The organism is Hallella sp. (assembly GCF_037460745.1).
Lineage (GTDB): Bacteria > Bacteroidota > Bacteroidia > Bacteroidales > Bacteroidaceae > Prevotella > Prevotella faecis.
The window spans coordinates 35522-53552 of record NZ_JAXVAE010000077.1; the positions used below are offsets into that span (position 1 = coordinate 35522).

Here is an 18031-nt window from a genome sequence, read left to right on the forward strand (position 1 = left end):
ATGATGGGTGGGACGTGGCCTTACCATTGCAGCGCTTCCACGCGGTGAAGGGCCTCTTGCATCTTCTCGTCCTTGGCGCAGAGCGATATGCGGATGTATCTCCGACCATTGTTTCCGAAGATAAATCCTGGCGTGATAAACACTTTCGCCTCGTGCAGCACGCGTTCGGTGAGTTGCTCCACATCGGCATACTTGTCGGGAATGCGTCCCCAAAGGAACATGCCCACCTGCTTGGGGTCGAAGGTGCAGCCCAACCGTTGCATGATTTGCTCGGCCACCACACGGCGCCGACGGTAGTTGTCGATGTTGTTCACCCTATGCCATTCGGCGGTGTTGGTGTTGTAGGCCTCGGCTGCGGCCAACTGTATGCCTCGGAAGGTGCCGTTCTCTATGTTGCTCTGTATCTTGAACATCCACTGAATATACTCCCTGTTGCTTACCATCATGGCCACTCGCCATCCGGGCATGTTGTGGCTCTTCGACATGGAGTTGAGCTCAATGCAGCAATCCTTGGCTCCCGGCACCTGCATGATGCTCATGGGGTGCTCGTTGAGGATGAGCGAATAGGGGTTGTCGTTCACCACCACGATGTCGTGCCGACGCGCAAAGTCCACCAGTCGCTCCAGGGTCTCACGGCGTGCGTTGCCTCCGGTGGGCATGTTGGGATAGTTGGCCCACATCACCTTGACCTTGCTCAGGTCCATACGCTCCAGCTCTTCGAAGTCGGGCTGCCAGCCGTTGTCCTCCCTGAGGTTATAGTTCACGATCTTGGTGCCAAACAGTTTGTTGATGGCCGTATAGGTGGGGTATCCTGGGTCGGGCACGAGCACCTCGTCGCCGGGGTTGCAAAAGGCGAGGGTTACATACATAATGCCCTCCTTCGAACCAATGATGGGCTGCAGCTCGGTGGCGGGGTCCACCTCTACGCCATAGGTGCGTTGGTAGAATCCGGCCATGGCCTTTCGCAGCTCGGGCAGTCCGGCTGTGGGCTGGTAGCCGTGGGCGTCGGGGCGACGGGCCGCCTCACACAACTTCTCGACCGTTTGTTCCGATGGCGGCATGTCGGGACTGCCGATGGCCAGGGAGATGATGTCCTGGCCTTCCGCGTTGAGACGGGCCACCTCCTTCAACTTTCTGCTGAAGTAGTACTCTTGTACGGTGTTTACTCTCTCTGCTGGTTTAATCATATCTGTTGGGTTTTTGCTTCTTGGTATTCGCCTATAATCTTGATGTCCTTGGTCAGCGGGGTGATGGCGTCGATCGATTGGCGGTAACGAACGAGGTCCTCAAAGGTGACGTCGACGTAGAACATATATTCCCACTCGTGGCCGATGACCGGCAGGCTCTGTATCTTCGTGAGGTTGATGTCGTAGAAGCTGAGTATGGTGAGCACCTTCGACAGCGATCCCTCGGCGTGGGGCAGCGAGAAGACGATGCTGGCCTTGTTCGACAGGCTCAGCGGGCGCAGGAAGTCGGCCTTGCGTGTGTCGCTCACCACGAGGAAGCGCGTAAAGTTGTGCTTGTTGTCCTCTATGTGGTCTTCGAGCACCTTCAGGCCATACAACTGGGCTGCGTCGGCGTGGCAGATGGCCGCCCACCCGTGGCAGTTGTGCTTGGCTATATACTCGGCACTGCCTGCGGTGTCGTCGGCCTCCACGGCCTTCAGCGTGGGATGGTTGGCGAGAAAAGCCCGGCACTGCATCAGGGCCACGGGGTGCGAGTGCACCTCCTGCAGCGTTGCCCAGTCGTCGTCGGGCAGACAGCAGATGCTATGCTGGATGTGGAGCTTATGCTCGCCCACAATGGTGGTGCCGCTGGCGCGCAGCAACTCGTAGTTGTGGAGGAGGCTGCCCGCAATGGTGTTTTCTATGGCCAGCATGCCGATGACCGTGGGGTCGCGCTTGATGTTCTCAAACACTTCCTCGAACGTGTCGCAGCAAATGAGCATGATCTGCTCGCCTTCGAAGTACTGGTGGGCGGCAATGTCGTGGAACGATCCCGGCACACCCTGTATGGCTATTCTCTTCATCTTTTCTTCGTTTGGAGGTGTCTACAAACAAAAATTCCCGCTTCACTACATGAAACGGGAATTGGATGTAAACCTCTTGTCGGTTTAATATCTTACTTAAGTTGAACTCTACACGCAACTTCCCGCTTCACATCGTAATGCAAAGTACCAATAATAGGCGTAAAAAGATGCGTATGACTTCATTGTATCTATCATTTATGTTGTTTGCAATTGCAAAAGTATAGTTTTTGTTTGACACTTACAAACATTTTCTAAGAAAAATTCGATTTATCCTTTCAATATTTCACCATTCCGCTCCTTTGCCCCACCCTTCTACGCGTACCTTATCTAATAGGGAACTGGCACGTCGTCTGCATTTGTCTCGCCTCCGCCAATAACTTCCTGGGCTACCCTTGCGGGCGCCTTCCACAGGGCTCATACGGGGTGAAAAGGGTGCGACGACACACGCTGCACGGCATGGCGCACGGTGCATTGGTGGACGTTGTCAGGAGTTTTGGTTAGAAAGTTGTGCCGGTTTTTTGCGCAAACCAGCGAGCGAAATCGCCGTTTTTGCGAGATTTTTGTTGCGAAAGTGAAGGAAGCGCATGCGGTTTGGCGTTTTTCGAGTTGCGATACATGCCAAAGCGTGATGCGATCGGCCATGTTTCGAGTCTCGGTTAGCCATGTTTCGCACTGCGGTTAGGCATGTTTCGCAGCGCAAAGGGTGGGATGTTGAGCGCCAAAAAGACCATTCTTGTTGTAAGTCGTTGGATATTAGAATATTACAAAAACCTTCTACGAATCGCGTATTTGCGCCAAATATTTCTGCGATGGAAAACAAATGTGTAGATTTCAATATAGTTTGTTGCGTATTTTACGCACCCAATCATTCTGCCACACGTTATTGCCCACGCCCTTCCGGCTCATTACCGACGTTCCGACACTGCCAATCGGCACCATCAGCCTGCACTGGCTGATGGTGCCTCGCCTGTCTTATTGTGCGTTTGGGGCTTGCCAGAACCATGCGTCGTCGTGGGTAACCACACCTCCTACGGGGAACGATTGGCCCTTGGGCTGAATGGTGACATAGGTGTGGGTGCCATCCTCGGTGTTGGCTCCCGATTCCAAGTAACACGAGAGGTAATAGAGGTTCTTCGCCATGTAGTTGTCGAGGTAGTCTTCCTTGGTTTGCTTCTCCTCATGGTTCCAGTTGGCATCCTCGTTGAGCACCAGTGGCTTATCAGTGCGCAGACGCTCGCGCACCTCAGCAATACTGAGCAAATGGCCTTGCTCATCGCTCACAAAGGCGGCAAACGAGGGATCCATCCACAGCCACTTGCCAAGTTGCTGGCTCCACACCTCGCATATCACATGGCAGTCGGGATCGGTGTTGTAAGCTTTCGACTGGCAGGTCATGAAGCGCGCGGGATGGCCCAGGGCCATGTAAAGTTCCGACAACACAATGGCCATGCCACGGCAGTTGAGCCCGCGATTCTGCTGTTTGCAGGCATCATAGAGTTCGATGGCGCTACGCTTTACATTGGGAATGCCACTGCTTCCGTCGTGACGAATCTGGTCGTGGAGCCAGTTCATGACGTTCTTCAACTGGCTCACCTCATCGCCCTTGCCCGCAATGCTGTCGAGGTTGAAGTAATGGCGTATGCGCATCAGTCGCTCGTCGGAAGCCGGCGCGTACGTGAAACGCTTGCCACTCGCCTCCTTGCCGGTTTCGTAGGCTGGCGCCTGGCGGAGGATATAGAGGTAGTCGGTCAGTTGGCGCACACGCTCGGCATACTGGGCAAAACGGGCGGTATGGCGCACATTGTCGAGATCGGGGTCGCGCATGATGTGGGTGTATCCCTGGCTCATGGGACCCAACGCATACGAGAGGTCGAGGAACCGAAGGGCTGAGGCGGTGTCGCTCTTCAGCGAATAGAGGCAGGCCAAGTTATAGGCTACGCCTGCAAATCCAAAGCCATCGACCACTTCCTTGGACTGTTGCCTATCGCGCTCAAACACACGCGCCACCGAGTCGGCCATGGCTACGCCACCTTCTGGTAGCGAACGACCCACAAACAGGTTGCCACGCTGGTAACCCACATAGCCCTCCACGGCTATCTGGCTGAGTTGCGGGCACTCTTCCACTTGCTGGAAATGGGTGTCGAGAATCATGCCCTTGAACGACACTTGGCTCAACCGCGGACAGTTTTTGGCCAACAGGGGCCCGCCGGTGCGGACCACCGTACTGCCAAATGTTACGCGCTGCAACTTGGGGAGGTTCAGAAATGGGGTACCGTCGATGTGCCACACGCGTCCCTTGAACGTTACCGACTCCAGGGAGGGCAGGTCACGAAACAGCGTATAGGGCACGTAGAAAACGTTGTGGAAGGTGATACGCTTGAGCGAGGTGCAGCCTTCGAAACAGTTATAACCTATACTGAAAAGGCTATCGGGCAACGTCAAGTCGGTGAGCACATCGCAATGTGCCAGCAAACTGTCGGGCATATTGCGGTAATCAACATGAAGGCGCGCCTTCGAGAGGTCGAGACTTCTCAGGGTTCCGGGCTTGCCATCCTTGGCTTTCGTACTGGCCATCAGGCGAATCGCCTCAAAATCGTTGGCGTTGAGAGTGCCTTCCACCGTAAGCCTATTGATGCGTTTCAGGTGGTTGGCAGATAAACTTTGCAACAAGGTGCCGGGCTGTTTCACCACTACTTTTTTGGAAGCGGCATGAGCGGTCAACACGGCGAACAGGAGCAATAGGGTCAAGAGGCTCCACTGGGATTGTTTCATTACATTGGGGGCAACGCCACGGGGATGGTTAATGATCTGGGCAAGCCAACGGTCGACCATCGGCCTTCGTTTTTCTACGTCCACGCAAAGGGCCTTCTCGGGCGTTGCGTTAGTGTTGGACCCACACGTGAACGTTCATAAACCTATACGTTATCATCGCGCTTTTGTGACAAACAACATTTATCGGAAGTCTTGTTTTAAGGTTCTTTAACCAAAACAATAATAAAAATCCATAAGCAAGTGCGTCCTACGCCAAGACCTTTGTATATTTGCAGACAAAGAAGTAACCGCATGAAAAGAATCGCATCACTTGTCATGGTTTCCTGCATGGCCTCGGCCTTGATGGCGCAGACCGAGTTCTCGTCGTTTAAGACGCCATCGGCCATGAAGCCCATTGGAACTGCCTACCAACTGCAACCGCAGTCGATGCAGCCCCAACTGATGACGTCGCCCTCAACAAGCCTCGCCACCACCGTGGGCGTGCCTGCCGCCACAAAGCGCAAGGCCGACCCCAAGCCTGCTGCTGAGGTGGAGGAAAACGACAGCACGGTGTGGTATCCCACGCCCTACTCCACCTATTATAATAATGGGCCCCTGCACGAGGGGCTCAACGTGAGCCTCGACCTGAGCGCCTTTGCCACCTTTGGCAAACACGCCCACGGAGGCGGCTTCGGCCAGCGGTTGGCCGCCTCATGGCTGCAACCGCTGGGTAAGCGAGGATGGGTAGCCGGTGGCGGTTACATCAACCACATCAACTGGAACGGCGACAGCTACACCAGCGGTGGACTGACGGCCGAGTTGGGCTATCAGTTCAACGACCATTGGGCGGCTTATGTCTACGGACAAAAGTCGCTGGTAAACCAAGGAGCCACATACATGGGCTACTCGCCCTATCATCAGGGGCTCTACGGATGGGGCTGTTTGCCTTATCTGAACAATGAGATGGGCGATAAGCTGGGCGCCGCCGTGCGCTGGACGCCCAACAAAACCTTCTCGCTGGAAATATCGGTCGAGAAGAATTGGTATCCCAAAGGCTCCAATGGCTATTGGGACCAATACAATTACCCGACACCACACAACAACTAATGCGTCGCAGCCGCAGGGATGGCCAACCGTCAGTTATTGGTTGGCCACAAAGCGAAGACGCAGCGAATTGAGCACCACGCTGACACTTGAGAAGGCCATGAGCGCAGCGCCCCACATGGGTGTGAGCCGAATGGGGGGCTCGGCATAGAAGAGCCAGAGCACACCAGCGGCCAAGGGAATGTTGACGAGGTTATACACGAAGGCCCAAAAGAGGTTTTGCCATATCATGCTTACCGTCTTGCCACTCAGGCGCATGGCGTAAGGAAGGGCGCGAAGGTCGTCGGTCATGAGCGTCACTTGGGCCACATCCATGGCCACATCGGTGCCATCGGCCATGGCTATCGACACATCGGCCAACGCCAAGGCTTGCGCATCGTTGATGCCATCGCCTATCATCGCCACTCGTTTCCCTTCGGCTTGCAACCGCCTCACGAGGTCTTCCTTGTCCTGGGGCGTGCAGCCAGCCTTGTAATGGGCTACGCCAAGCTTGTCGGCCCAGTAGCGGGCGGCATCCTCACGGTCGCCACTCATCATCCAAACATCCACACCATGGCCTTGCAACGTTTGCATGGCCTCAAGGGCATGGGGTTTCAACGTTTCACGAACATCATACGGCAACGAGTCGGCCTGGGTGAAATCCACCTGCTGGTTGGCCTTGGTCAGCGTGCCGGTCTTATCGGTTACCACCACGTCGACCTTGCGCAAGCGCTCCAAGGCGGTGGCATCCTTGATCAGCACGTGGTGTTCGGCGGCCTTGCCCATGCCCACCATGAGGGCTGTGGGGGTGGCCAGGCCCATGGCACACGGACAGGCCACCACCAAAACGGTAACGGCACACACAAGGGCTTGGGGCAACACGGCCCATCCGCCCACAACCATCCACACCACAAACGTTAGCAGCGACAAGGTGGCCACCACGGGAACAAACACGCGTGCGGCCTTGTCGACGATGCGCTGCACGGGTGCCTTGGAACTCTCGGCGGCCTCCACCATGCTGATGATGCGCGCCAAGGCAGTATGCTCGCCCACCTGTCGGGCCCTCATGCGCAACTTGCCTTGCAAGGGAATGGTGCCGGCCAGCACGCGCGAGCCGCTACGTTTCTCCACAGGCAGCGGCTCGCCGGTTATCATGCTCTCATCGACGTAGGCGGCATCGGCCGTCATAAAGCTCTCGGCCGCAACCACTTCGCCATCGACGGGCACTCGCTCGCCTGGACGCACCTCCAGCACATCGCCCACCTCAATGGTGGCCACGGGCACATCTTCGACCGTGGGCGCGTTGCCTGCCTCATCGTAACTAACCACGTGGGCGGTCTTGGGCGACAGGCCCATCAACTTGCGGATGCTCATGGCCGTGCCATCCTTGGCTTTCTCCTCCAACAAGCGGCCTGTGAGCACAAAGGTGATGATCATGCCACACGAGTCGAAATAGGTTTGGGAGGGGTCGCCCCAAAAGGTGTTGTAGGTCGAAAAGAGGAAGGCCACAAGGGTGGAAAGCGCCACAAGCACATCCATATTGGCCATGGCGTGGCGCAGTTGGCGAACGGCATTCGTGTAGAACGCACGCCCGCAAAACCACAGGTTGGCAAGCGCTATGAGCAACGACAACTGGTTGGAGACGGTCGGGCCGCCCACGTCTACCCAGCGCATGCCAACACACATGCCTGCCAACGACAGCAACCACGAGAGCATGGCGCGACGCAAAAGCAACACATACTCACGGCGACGGATGGCGTCGGCCGAACGGTCTTGCTCGATCACAAGGTCGAAACCAATGTCGTTGAGGGCTTGTTTCATAGCCTCCAACGTAACTTGGGCGGGATCGTAGTCGACGAGGGCGCTCCGCCCTACGAGGTTGACCGACGCGTTCGTCACGCCTTTCAACGAGTTGAGCTTACGCTCCACGCTGCCCGCACAAGCGGCGCACGCCATGCCCACAACGGGAAGAGCCTGTTTCATGGCGCGTCAAAGGGTCAGTTCATATCGGCCACAGGTGTCCACAGCGTCCTTGATCTGCTGAGGGCTCAGCCGGGTTGGGTCGTACTCCACAGCGACCGATGCCTCGGCAAGGTTGCCTTCGGCGCTCACCACGCCATCGAGGGCACGAATGGCTTCTTCCACACGGGCCTTACAGTGAACACATTTCATGCCGCTAACGGCAAAATTCTTCTTTTCCATAACTTTTATATTGTTTGAATGATAATAACAATGATAGGAATTGCCCCCCACAAGCACTGGGATATTTTTGCTTCCCAAACGCCAAGGAGCGCCTCAGCAATGCAAAGGTACACACTTCGCAAAGAATAATGTTATGGAATAATGGACGAATGTTACAAGATTATTAAGGCCCAAGCAAGAGCGCATCCGAGGGTGAACGTTGGAACATCAGGGGAAGTAAGAACCAGGAAATGGACAAGTTGGCGCCTCAAGAACGGAAGGTTCCTGGAGCCATAAGCATGCATAGTGACCATGAACCGTGGTACTGGCCATGGCGATAGAGGAAAAACGGCTACCGGAATGGCTGCGTTCGAGAACGAACACATGCCAAATGGTAGCGCCTAAATCTGGTCGAGGGCCTTCCGGTCCTTGCGCTGGAGTTTCTTATAAGCGGTGGGCGTAAGGCCCGTAACCATCTTAAACTGACTGGAGAGATAGGCCACGCTCGAATAATGAAGCCGATAGGCTATCTCGGTGAGCGTTAGCTCATTGTAGGAAAGGAGTTCCTTGACACACTCTATACGTTGCTCAATGTAGTAACGTTCGATGGTCATGGAGGTGGCTTCGGAGAAGAGTTTGGATAGCGAAGAGTACTCCATGTGGAGCGCTTGCTGCAGATAATCGGAGAGGTTGAGCGCCGACGGGGTGTCGGGATAGCGCACAAGGCGTATCACGGCGGCCTTCACCTGCTCTACAAGCTGCAGCCGACGGTCGGCAAGGAGTTCGAAACCAAGCGAATGTAGGGTATCGGACAAGCGGGAACGGGCCTCATCGCTCACTTCGCCCTCAACTTTAGCCACGCCCAACTCCACCTCAACAGGACGCAAACCGTTGTCGCATAGCGCCTTTTCGACGCTCATACGACAACGGTCGCAAACCATGTTCTTAATATAAAATGTGGTGAATGTCATAGGGTAACATAGTGAAATCCACTGAATCAAACAATGGATTGCATGGCTTTCTGTTGGCCTCTTACTCGTGTTCCATCAATATCTGAACAATGCGCTCAGCCGAACGACCATCCCAACGGTCGGGAATGCCAGCCTCTTTCCATTGGCCTGAAACCATGCGGGTCACCTCGCTGGCCAACCGCTCGGCGTCTTCGCCCACCAGGACGTTGGTTCCCACCTTCACGGTCTCAATGTGCTCAGTGTAACTATTGAGGGTGATGCAAGGCACCTGGTAGAACGTTGCCTCCTCGGCCACATTGCCCGAGTCGGTGATAATGCCTGCGGCGCGGCGCAACATGTTCTCGAATGCCAAGTAAGGAACGGGGTCGATGAGGTGGAACGAGTGGTTGCCGCCAAGGGCAGAGAGGCATTCGCTAACAGCCTCGCGTGCCAAACCGTGCAGCGGAGCGTAGACTGGCACATCGCCTGCATGGGCCACAATGGCCTCGAGCAGTGAGCGCAACTTCGGACGGTCGGCAATGAGCAACTTGCGATTGAGCGTGAAAACAAAGTAGCGCTCGGGCAAATCGATGGGCAACGAAGCCTGACTGGGCTGATCGCGGTGGGTGGCAAAGAAGCGCAGATTATCGATCAGCACATTGCCTACCATGTAAACCTTCGACAGTTCGGCGCCCTCGCGATTGGCAATGGAGTTGTTGCTAATGCCCGCCGTGAACAGGATGTCGCTCAGGCCGTCGATGACCAAACGGTTGATCTCCTTGGGCATGCTGATGTCGAAGCTACGGGTGCCAGCGGCAATATGGGCCAACCGAACGCCCTGCTTCTTCGCAACGATGGCTGTGGCCATAGTGGAAGCCAGATCGTCGACCACAATCACCGTGTCGGTGGGATGGGTCTGGAGATACTGTTCAAACTTCGACATGACCTGACCCGTGAGCTCATTGAGGTTGGAACAGGTGACACCAAGATACTCATCGGGCTTGGCTATCTGAAGGTCGGCAAAGATCGATGGCTCCACCGTGGGGTCGTCGGCACTGCCTGTGTAAACCAAGCGATAATCGATGTTATGGCCTTGCGCCTTGGCGCTTGCAATGGCCCGGATAACTGGAGCCACCTTGATGAAATTGGGGCGTGCTCCACAAACGATGCAAATGTTCATAATTTACAAGGATTAGGGGTGGGTGAGATGATTACTTGCGACGGGTCGAAGATGATTTCTTGGCAGTTGACTTGCGATTTGATGTGGTTTTCTTCGATCTGGTCTTAGTGGTTGTCTTCTTGGTGACGGGCTTAATGGCCTGGTTGCCTGCCGCTACAGCTGCGTCGTAATACTTCTTGGCCTCGGGCATGTGCTGCTCCAAGGCTGCGATACGCTTCTCGTCAGAGGGGTGATCACTGAAGAAATCGGAACTGTTGCTGCCCGACGACATGCGCTTCCAGAAGGGTATGGCCTCCTCAGGATTGTAACCGGCCATAGCGGCGAAGATAAGTCCCATGTAGTCGGCCTCGGTCTCGTTGGAGCGACTGTACTTGAGGTTCATCAGAGGGAAGGCGTATTTGCCTGCCACCGATGCGCCTGCCTGGACTATTGTGCCCGCGGTGCCACCCATCATCTGACCAGCCGTGCCAACCACCTGGGTGAGAACGTTCTGGTTGCTCTGCTTGGTGAGCTGCTCAGCCGAGTGCTTTGCCACAGCGTGGGCTATCTCATGGCCCAGCACAATGGCCAGGGCCGTCTCGTTCTTGGTATAGGGAAGCAGGCCCTCGTAGACAACGATCTTACCACCAGGCAAGCACCATGCATTGGCCTCCTTGCTCTGAACGAGGTTGAACTCCCACTGGAAGCTGCTGGCATCGGAGGCGTATCCGTGGCTGTTCAGGTAAGAAGTGACGGCCTTCGAAAGGCGTTCGCCCACGCGCTGCACCATGGCCGAGTTGGCAACATCGGTGCTCTTTTGGGCCGTTGACATAAATTTGGTGTACTCCTGACTGCCGAGACTCAGCATCTGGGCATTGGAATAATTGGAAGACACTTGATGTTTGCGACCTGTGAGAGGCACGGTCTCTGTCGTGCCACAGGCTGAGACGAGCAACAAACTCGCCACGCTCAACAAGAATAACTTGATTTTCTTCATTTTTATAACCTTTTCGTTGACTCATGCAAAGATACTATTATTTTCGCAAAAGGTGCTTCATCAACAATTACAAATTGTGGCTTCGAATAAAAAAAACAGGCGAAAATAAAAGGCCCGCTTCACAGCGAGCCCTTCACTTGTTATACAAAAACATTACAAATTCTATTTATATAGCGAACAAGAATATCGTTTCATGTCGTTGGCTGACGAACCATCCAACATTCAACACCCATTGCAAGGGCATCCGTTACACTTGCGCTGGCAGTAGCGTTCACACTGACGGCGGATGTCGTAGCCCAAGAGAGCACCAAGGATGAAGTCCTCCTCGGGCGACAATTCGTTGAGCGGGCGCGTCACCATCAGCCGGATGGCATCCATGCACTCACTGCTGCCAAAGAAAAGATTGACCGTTCCCCGACCAGCTGGTTGCACCACATATTGTATTTGTTGGCGCTGCAGGCGTTGCTCGGCAAACTCCAAGTAACGACGGTTAAAGGTGTAGAGCACCATTTGGCGAACTCCTTTTTGATACTCATAGATATGGTTCATGAGAACCTTCATTTCGATGGGCAGTGTGGTCATGGGTTTATGGGATCGATATCTACGACTGAACGACGAGAGGGAAATGGATAATGGGATTAGAACCCAAGAGCGGGAAGCCAAGCGGAAATGCGCTCCGAAGTCTTGTCGTCTTCGTTGACATCATCGAGAGCCAACCCTACGAACTGGCCATCGACCACGGCATCGGAGTCGTCGAACGTGTAACCGTCGGTGGGAACGGCACCCACCACTGTAGCCCCAGCCGCCACGGCCGCATCGTACAGTTCCTTCATTCCTCCACAGAACGTGTCGGAATAACTGGCTGAGTCGCCACAACCAAAGAGGGCCACACGCTTACCCGACAGGTTGGCCGACTTCACGACATTAACGCCGTCGTACCAATCGTCCTGCAGTTCACCAGCGCCCCAAGTGGAGGTGCCCAGCACGATATTGTCGGCCTCAGCCAACTGGTCGGCCGTAAGGTCGGAAACGTTGATAACTTCGGCGCCCAACTGGTCGCCAATGGTCTGTGCGATGCTCTCGCATGTTCCGGTTGTGGAACCGTAAACAACTATAGTCTTACTCATGATCGTTTTGTTTTTTATTTGAATGACGATTGCAAAGGTAGTGGGTTTCGGGCGTGATTGCAATACCTAAAAATTATGGTTTTGACGCAATACTTAGAAATTGGTATGTTCTTTTGCGCCCCATCAAGGCTGAATTGGGGAAAAAAGTAGTACCTTTGCATCTATATATTAAATAAGGTATTAATGACAATGGACAACAAAACCAATCGGCTGATTAGCCTTGCTTACCAACTTTACGACACCACAGACGGCGAACACACACTCGTGGAGCAAACTGCTGAGGGTCGCCCATTCACCTTCATCAGCGGCATGGGCATTGCGCTCGACGCCTTCGAAAAGCAGATGGAGAACCTTTCCACAGGCGACAACTTCGACTTTACGCTTGCTCCTGAGGATGCTTACGGTGCTTACGAGGACTGCCATGTCATCGATCTGGACAAGGAGATGTTTGTGATCGATGGTCGTTTCGACGCTGAACATGTTAGAAAGGGCGCCATCATCCCCTTGCAAAACGAGGATGGCAACCGTTTCAACGGCGTGGTGATGGAAGTGACAGCCGACAAGGTGAAAGTGGATCTGAACCATCCCCTGGCTGGACGCACACTGACCTTCAAGGGATCGATACTCGAAGCCCACGAAGCTACGAACGAAGAGATTCAGGCTTTCGTGGAGTCGCTGCAAGGAAACGGCGACGGAGAAGGCTGCGGGCACTGCAACCACGAGGGCGGATGCCATAACCACGAGGGTGGATGCAACCATGAGGGTGGATGCAAGAACCACGGACATGGCGACAAGTGCCACAACCATGAGCATGGTGGCGACGGACATTGCCACTGCCATCACAACGACTAACAAACCGAAGAAAGCTGACCCATGAGGAATGTTTTTGGCAACATATTCACATTAACCACCTTTGGCGAGAGCCACGGCGAAGCGGTTGGCGGTGTGGTAGACGGCATGCCGGCTGGCATAGACTTGGACATGGACTTCATACAGCATGAGCTGGACAGAAGGAAACCAGGACAAAGCCGCATCACCACACAGCGCAACGAGGCCGACAGGGTGCAATTGCTCAGTGGCGTGTTTGAGGGGAAGACGACAGGTACACCCATCGGATTCGTGGTGAAGAACACCAACCAGCACTCGAACGACTACGACAACATGCGCCAGCTGTTCCGTCCCTCACATGCCGATTACACCTATTATAATAAATATGGTGTGCGCGACCATCGTGGTGGTGGCCGTTCGTCGGCCCGCGTTACCATCAGCCGTTGTGTGGGTGGAGCGCTCGCCAAACTGGCCTTGCGCCCTCTGGGAATCAGCATACAGGCTTACGTGTCGCAAGTGGGCAACATTGCCATCGACCGCGACTACCGACACTACGACTTGGCGAAGGCGGAAGACAACATCGTTAGGTGCCCCGACCCAGCAAAAGCCAAGGAGATGGAGGAACTGATCATGAAGGTGAAAGCTGAGGGCGACACCATCGGGGGTGTGGTTACATGTGTCATCAAAGGCTGTCCGGTGGGACTGGGCGAGCCGGAATTTGACAAACTCCATGCCCAACTCGGTGCTGCCATGTTGGGTATCAATGCCGTGAAAGGTTTCGAATATGGCGACGGGTTCGACATTGTGGAGCATCGCGGCTCGGAGGTGAACGACATCTTTCTGCCCGAAAGCCACCAACAGGACGGCGACACGAATGCCAAACAGTTGAAAAAACACGCTGCCAACACACCGACGAACCACAGCGGAGGCATTCAGGGCGGCATCAGCAATGGGCAGGACATATATTTCCGCGTGGCGTTTAAGCCCGTAGCCACCCTGCTGAGACCACAACCCACCATCGACCTCAACGGTAATGCCACCACCATCGACGCACGAGGACGACACGACCCATGCGTAACGCCAAGGGCGGTGCCCATCGTGGAGGACATGGCGGCCATGGTTATATTGGACAACTGGCTATTGAACAAGACGGTGAGGATGTAAAGATCCCACCCCATCGGGCTGCAAAGCGCACCACAAACGCTACGCAACCCACATAAAGCAACTTGGTATGGTTTGAGCTTTCATGAAGAGTGTTCAAACCATACCAAGTTGTTTTTGATTCGTTATCCCTTATCGGATAACAGGCTTCCATTATCCCCAATCGGTCATTAGACCGAAATAGGAGAAATAGCAGAATGTTATTGTTTCTTTCCTACTCTTGCCAGCGTTTCTTTCGGCATCTTGCTTCTATTTGCGTTTCGACATAGTCAGCTATGCCTTCACTGCGCCTGTCGCAACCTGCTCGAAACAAACACTAACAAGAATTGAAATCTAATGACCTATTTGGGATTATGATTCTCCATTGTTTCGTTTAGGCTCTATCGACCGCCTTGAAGTCATAGCAAGTTTTGCGACGTCCACCCTCTCAACGAGGTGACATAAGAAAGGGTGGACGAAGCTTGACGAAGTAATAAGCATCAAATATTATTACAGCACCAAAACTACCAGCGGGCTGGAGGGTATCAGCCAAAACAAGCCATCAGCAGGGGCAGACCACCACAACCTTTAGCGCTTAGCCAACCATCAGTGGACTACGTGTGAACGCTGACGCGGCGCCACAAGGCGTCGGGGATCAGTTGCCAGAAGAAGGTGAGCACACGATAGCGCCAATCGATGACGCACACATGACACCGCCGATCGATGGCGCGCACAATGGCGCGAGCCACCAGGCGTGGCTCCATCAACATGGGATAGGACTGACCATCGCCCAACAAATCGGTGCACACAAAGCCTGGACGGATGTCGGTAAAGCGAATGGGCAGATGGCGCATGTGGGCCTGCTGCTCCAGGGCTTGCACATAAACATTCTGAAAAGCCTTGGTTCCACTGTATGCCGGAGCGGCTCCCAAACCCTTGGTGCCCGCAATGGAGGATATGACGGCTATATGGCCGCCTCCACATTCGGCAAAGTAGCGATAGGCCTCACCCACCATTTGCGTGAACCCCACCCCATTGGTGAGGAGCGTGCGCATCTCCTTGGTGGCATCGAGGGCAGCGTTTTGCCATCCCACACCAGCGGCGTGGAAATAGAGATCGATGCCGCCCATCTGACCTATCAGCGCCATGAGGGCTTGCGGGGCGTCGTCGCGGGTAACATCGATGGCCTGCACCCACGCCCGGTCCGGATAATCGTGGGCCAACGCATGAAGGGGTTCCACACGACGAGCGGCCAACCCAACCGACCAACCTTGCTGCAACAACAGGCGGGCCACCTCGCGACCAATGCCCGACGACGCGCCAACAACAACTGCCTTCTTCATCGCCTATGGCCTTAAACTACACCCACGATCTCCCTAACGCTCTTGCAACCGTGGCGCTCAAGCCAGTCGGCCATGCCTTGCTTCACTTTCATGGTGACTGTAGGGTCAACAAAATTAGCGGTGCCAATCTCAATGGCCGACGCGCCAGCCATCATAAACTCGATGGCGTCCTCGGCAGTCATGATGCCTCCAAGACCAATGACGGGGATTTTCACGGCATGGAACACTTCGTTGACCATACGCACAGCCACGGGCTTGACGGCCGGACCACTGAGTCCACCAGTGCGGATGCTCAACTTGGGGCGACGACGCTCAATGTCGATGGCCATACCCATCAGCGTATTGATAAGCGACACAGCATCGGCTCCCTCACTCTCGCAGGCGCGTGCAATGTCGGCAATGTGGGTAACGTTGGGTGAGAGTTTTACGATGAGCGTCTTGTGATAAACCTGTCGAACGGCACGCACCACGCTGGCCGCCCCCTCGCACGTTACGCCGAAAGCCATGCCTCCGTCCTTCACATTGGGGCACGAGATATTAAGTTCAATGGCGGGAATATGGTCGAGCGCGTCGACACGAGCGGCACAGGCAGCATAGTTGTCGGGCGACGAACCACTGACATTGACGATGAAGTTCGTATTGATATCCTTAATCTGTGGATAGATGTGCTCACAGAAATAGTCTACGCCCTTATTCTGCAATCCCACACAATTAAGCATTCCCTGCGCTGTTTCGACCATACGGGGATAATCGTTGCCCTGTCGAGGCGCCTGTGTGGTTCCCTTTACGATGATGGCGCCTATCTCTTCCAACGGCACCAAGTCTTGGAACTCCAAGCCGTAACCGAACGTTCCACTGGCGGTCATCACGGGATTGGAGAGTTGCAATTGATTTATTTTTACATTTAAGTCTACCATAACAATCTCTTAATATTAAACACAGGACCCTCTTTACACACACACAAATTGCCCTCATCAGTCTTCTCCACGCAGCAGAGACAAGCTCCCAAGCCACAGGCCATCATGTTCTCGAGCGAAGCCTCGCACTCGATGGCATGCTCGTTGGCATAACGGGCCACCGACAACATCATGGGCTTAGGGCCGCAGGTCTGGATAAGGTCGAATTGCCCGCCCTCAAGAACGGAGTGATTCGTGACGAATCCTTTCTCGCCCAACGAGCCATCCTCGGTAGTGACATACACCTCGCCCACCTCTTTATATAGGTCGAGCTCGAGCAGGTCGCTTGCGGTGCGACCTCCCAATAGGAACACGGGATTGTGACCGGCCTTGCGGAGCGCTTCGCCCTGATAGAGCAGCGGAGCAATGCCTACACCACCGCCCACCAACAGCACGCGGTTAGATGCCTTTTGGGGCATGGAGAAGCCGTTGCCCAAAGGCAGCAGGCAGTTCACCTCATCGCCAGGTTGCAGGCGCCCCATCTGGCGGGTGCCGTCGCCAATGGTGGCCACCAAGAGCCACAACTCATTGTGGGCGACATCAACATAATGGATAGAAATGGGACGACGAAGGAAGGTTGAGGGAGAATGGTCGACCCTGACTTCAACAAACTGACCTGGTTGCATGGCTGGCAACGGCGCCTCCTGGGTGAGCTTGAGCAACACATGCTTCACGCTCAAACGTTCCACAGCACTGACGCGCAGGTCGAGACAATATTTCTTCATAAGTAATCTATATGGAATTTACATTCAGGAAAGGATGCGGCGAGCGCCAACCGTGTTCGCTATCGGATGGGCAGGCTCATATCTATCTTATGCAAAGATAGTGGAAATCGAAGACAATACAAAACAAGCAGGCGTGTTTTTACAATCGAAAAGCCGCCTACCGCATCTTGAGATTGTGCAAAGTGCGGTCTGGAAAAGCCTGACCTGTGGAACTTGATGGGTAAAACGCTTCCCTCCTTATATAATAATAGGTGGCGGAAGGCTAAAGCATTGCCTTGCTTGAAGGAACGAAGAGCAGCCCACCTTATATAATAACGGCCAGCAAGAAGGGCAGAAATAGCTGCCAAGCGAACGGAAGGGGGGTGTAGACGCCAAGCATAGAACATACGAGAACAAGGGGCATGACTCCAAGAGGAAAACAAGAAATGAGGGAGACTCCTAATGCCAAGAATCGCTAACGCCCCCTATACAACAAAGGGGCAGAAGCACCTATAGGCACGGAAAATAGCAGACAAGCCTCTCCCATTTTTAGCTCTTATTCGTCACCACAACTACATTTGGTCGCAAATACGCGATTCTTAGCGACTTTCTTAACAACCTGACATACAGCTACTTACAACCGACAAAGTGCTATGCCCTCCTCACACACTACGCCCTACACTGCAAAACATGCCTAATCGAGCCTCAATACATGCCTTTACGCAACTCGAAATGTCTTAAACGGATTTAGCTTGTCATGTTTTCCACCCCTTAAATTATCTG

General features: G+C 54.4%; 16 protein-coding genes. 3 read left to right on the forward strand and 13 right to left on the reverse strand.

Features of this window, described 5'->3' with window-relative positions; genetic code table 11:
* Positions 1-20: 20 nt before the first annotated feature.
* From WKK33_RS04240 to WKK33_RS04250, 3 genes are all read right to left on the reverse strand, one after another.
* Positions 21-1187, reverse strand: coding sequence for an aminotransferase class I/II-fold pyridoxal phosphate-dependent enzyme (locus tag WKK33_RS04240; RefSeq protein WP_337932631.1), 1167 nt, complete (start codon positions 1185-1187; stop codon positions 21-23).
* Entirely contained in the window at positions 1184-2029 is an 846-nt protein-coding gene (locus tag WKK33_RS04245; protein ID WP_337932633.1) for a prephenate dehydratase, read from the reverse strand. Before WKK33_RS04245 ends, WKK33_RS04240 begins: the two co-directional genes overlap by 4 nt.
* 972 nt (positions 2030-3001) lie before the next feature.
* Complete coding sequence (locus tag WKK33_RS04250) at positions 3002-4801, reverse strand: leucine-rich repeat protein (protein ID WP_337932634.1); 1800 nt, start codon at positions 4799-4801, stop codon at positions 3002-3004.
* 291 nt (positions 4802-5092) lie between these two features.
* On the opposite strand from WKK33_RS04250, the gene WKK33_RS04255 reads away from it, so the two are divergent.
* Complete coding sequence (locus WKK33_RS04255; RefSeq protein WP_337932636.1) at positions 5093-5887, forward strand: hypothetical protein; 795 nt, start codon at positions 5093-5095, stop codon at positions 5885-5887.
* A 33-nt stretch (positions 5888-5920) separates the two neighbouring features.
* Here the strand turns inward: WKK33_RS04255 and WKK33_RS04260 are convergent, their stop codons facing one another.
* The 7 genes from WKK33_RS04260 to fldA form a co-directional block, all read right to left on the reverse strand.
* Entirely contained in the window at positions 5921-7846 is a 1926-nt protein-coding gene (locus tag WKK33_RS04260; RefSeq protein WP_337932638.1) for a heavy metal translocating P-type ATPase, read from the reverse strand.
* Positions 7847-7852: 6 nt separating this feature from the next.
* Positions 7853-8065, reverse strand: coding sequence for a heavy-metal-associated domain-containing protein (locus WKK33_RS04265; RefSeq protein WP_215758617.1), 213 nt, complete (start codon positions 8063-8065; stop codon positions 7853-7855).
* 380 nt (positions 8066-8445) lie between these two features.
* Positions 8446-8964, reverse strand: coding sequence for an AraC family transcriptional regulator (locus WKK33_RS04270; RefSeq protein ID WP_337932640.1), 519 nt, complete (start codon positions 8962-8964; stop codon positions 8446-8448).
* 112 nt (positions 8965-9076) lie between these two features.
* The gene (locus tag WKK33_RS04275; protein WP_337469678.1) at positions 9077-10174 is read right to left on the reverse strand and encodes a UDP-N-acetyl glucosamine 2-epimerase; all 1098 of its coding nucleotides are present in this window, start codon (positions 10172-10174) and stop codon (positions 9077-9079) included.
* Between the two features lie 31 nt (positions 10175-10205).
* Positions 10206-11150 (reverse strand): M48 family metallopeptidase, encoded by a 945-nt coding sequence (locus WKK33_RS04280; RefSeq protein WP_337932642.1) that lies wholly within the window; start codon positions 11148-11150, stop codon positions 10206-10208.
* Between the two features lie 222 nt (positions 11151-11372).
* On the reverse strand, positions 11373-11732 hold the full coding sequence (locus tag WKK33_RS04285) for a DUF2023 family protein (RefSeq protein WP_215758610.1): 360 nt from the start codon (positions 11730-11732) through the stop codon (positions 11373-11375).
* A 56-nt stretch (positions 11733-11788) separates the two neighbouring features.
* The gene (fldA, locus tag WKK33_RS04290; RefSeq protein ID WP_337932644.1) at positions 11789-12277 is read right to left on the reverse strand and encodes a flavodoxin FldA; all 489 of its coding nucleotides are present in this window, start codon (positions 12275-12277) and stop codon (positions 11789-11791) included.
* Between the two features lie 189 nt (positions 12278-12466).
* Here fldA and WKK33_RS04295 point away from each other — a divergent pair, with 189 nt between their 5' ends.
* Both WKK33_RS04295 and aroC read left to right on the forward strand, forming a co-directional pair.
* Complete coding sequence (locus tag WKK33_RS04295; protein WP_337636982.1) at positions 12467-13129, forward strand: FKBP-type peptidyl-prolyl cis-trans isomerase; 663 nt, start codon at positions 12467-12469, stop codon at positions 13127-13129.
* Positions 13130-13150: 21 nt separating this feature from the next.
* Positions 13151-14269 (forward strand): chorismate synthase, encoded by a 1119-nt coding sequence (gene aroC, locus WKK33_RS04300; protein WP_337636981.1) that lies wholly within the window; start codon positions 13151-13153, stop codon positions 14267-14269.
* Between the two features lie 590 nt (positions 14270-14859).
* On the opposite strand, the gene WKK33_RS04305 is transcribed toward aroC, so the two are convergent.
* From WKK33_RS04305 to WKK33_RS04315, 3 genes are read right to left on the reverse strand one after another with little or no spacing between them, the layout of a single operon-like run.
* Positions 14860-15588, reverse strand: coding sequence for an SDR family NAD(P)-dependent oxidoreductase (locus tag WKK33_RS04305; RefSeq protein ID WP_337932646.1), 729 nt, complete (start codon positions 15586-15588; stop codon positions 14860-14862).
* An 11-nt stretch (positions 15589-15599) separates the two neighbouring features.
* Positions 15600-16505 carry a dihydroorotate dehydrogenase gene (locus WKK33_RS04310; RefSeq protein WP_337932647.1) on the reverse strand — a complete coding sequence of 302 codons (906 nt, stop codon included), beginning with the start codon at positions 16503-16505 and terminating at the stop codon, positions 15600-15602.
* Complete coding sequence (locus WKK33_RS04315) at positions 16499-17269, reverse strand: dihydroorotate dehydrogenase electron transfer subunit (RefSeq protein WP_337569435.1); 771 nt, start codon at positions 17267-17269, stop codon at positions 16499-16501. The genes WKK33_RS04310 and WKK33_RS04315 overlap by 7 nt, the downstream gene beginning before the upstream one ends.
* Positions 17270-18031 lie beyond the last annotated feature (762 nt).

Excerpts from the sequence above, each read along its gene's own strand:
- WKK33_RS04240 (WP_337932631.1), bottom strand. The coding sequence starts at position 1,187 with ATGATTAAACCAGCAGAGAGAGTAAACACCGTACAAGAGTACTACTTC.
- WKK33_RS04245 (WP_337932633.1), bottom strand. The coding sequence starts at position 2,029 with ATGAAGAGAATAGCCATACAGGGTGTGCCGGGATCGTTCCACGACATT.
- WKK33_RS04250 (WP_337932634.1), bottom strand. The coding sequence starts at position 4,801 with ATGAAACAATCCCAGTGGAGCCTCTTGACCCTATTGCTCCTGTTCGCC.
- WKK33_RS04255 (WP_337932636.1), top strand. The coding sequence starts at position 5,093 with ATGAAAAGAATCGCATCACTTGTCATGGTTTCCTGCATGGCCTCGGCC.
- WKK33_RS04260 (WP_337932638.1), bottom strand. The coding sequence starts at position 7,846 with ATGAAACAGGCTCTTCCCGTTGTGGGCATGGCGTGCGCCGCTTGTGCG.
- WKK33_RS04265 (WP_215758617.1), bottom strand. The coding sequence starts at position 8,065 with ATGGAAAAGAAGAATTTTGCCGTTAGCGGCATGAAATGTGTTCACTGT.
- WKK33_RS04270 (WP_337932640.1), bottom strand. The coding sequence starts at position 8,964 with ATGAGCGTCGAAAAGGCGCTATGCGACAACGGTTTGCGTCCTGTTGAG.
- WKK33_RS04275 (WP_337469678.1), bottom strand. The coding sequence starts at position 10,174 with ATGAACATTTGCATCGTTTGTGGAGCACGCCCCAATTTCATCAAGGTG.
- WKK33_RS04280 (WP_337932642.1), bottom strand. The coding sequence starts at position 11,150 with ATGAAGAAAATCAAGTTATTCTTGTTGAGCGTGGCGAGTTTGTTGCTC.
- WKK33_RS04285 (WP_215758610.1), bottom strand. The coding sequence starts at position 11,732 with ATGACCACACTGCCCATCGAAATGAAGGTTCTCATGAACCATATCTAT.
- fldA (WP_337932644.1), bottom strand. The coding sequence starts at position 12,277 with ATGAGTAAGACTATAGTTGTTTACGGTTCCACAACCGGAACATGCGAG.
- WKK33_RS04295 (WP_337636982.1), top strand. The coding sequence starts at position 12,467 with ATGGACAACAAAACCAATCGGCTGATTAGCCTTGCTTACCAACTTTAC.
- aroC (WP_337636981.1), top strand. The coding sequence starts at position 13,151 with ATGAGGAATGTTTTTGGCAACATATTCACATTAACCACCTTTGGCGAG.
- WKK33_RS04305 (WP_337932646.1), bottom strand. The coding sequence starts at position 15,588 with ATGAAGAAGGCAGTTGTTGTTGGCGCGTCGTCGGGCATTGGTCGCGAG.
- WKK33_RS04310 (WP_337932647.1), bottom strand. The coding sequence starts at position 16,505 with ATGGTAGACTTAAATGTAAAAATAAATCAATTGCAACTCTCCAATCCC.
- WKK33_RS04315 (WP_337569435.1), bottom strand. The coding sequence starts at position 17,269 with ATGAAGAAATATTGTCTCGACCTGCGCGTCAGTGCTGTGGAACGTTTG.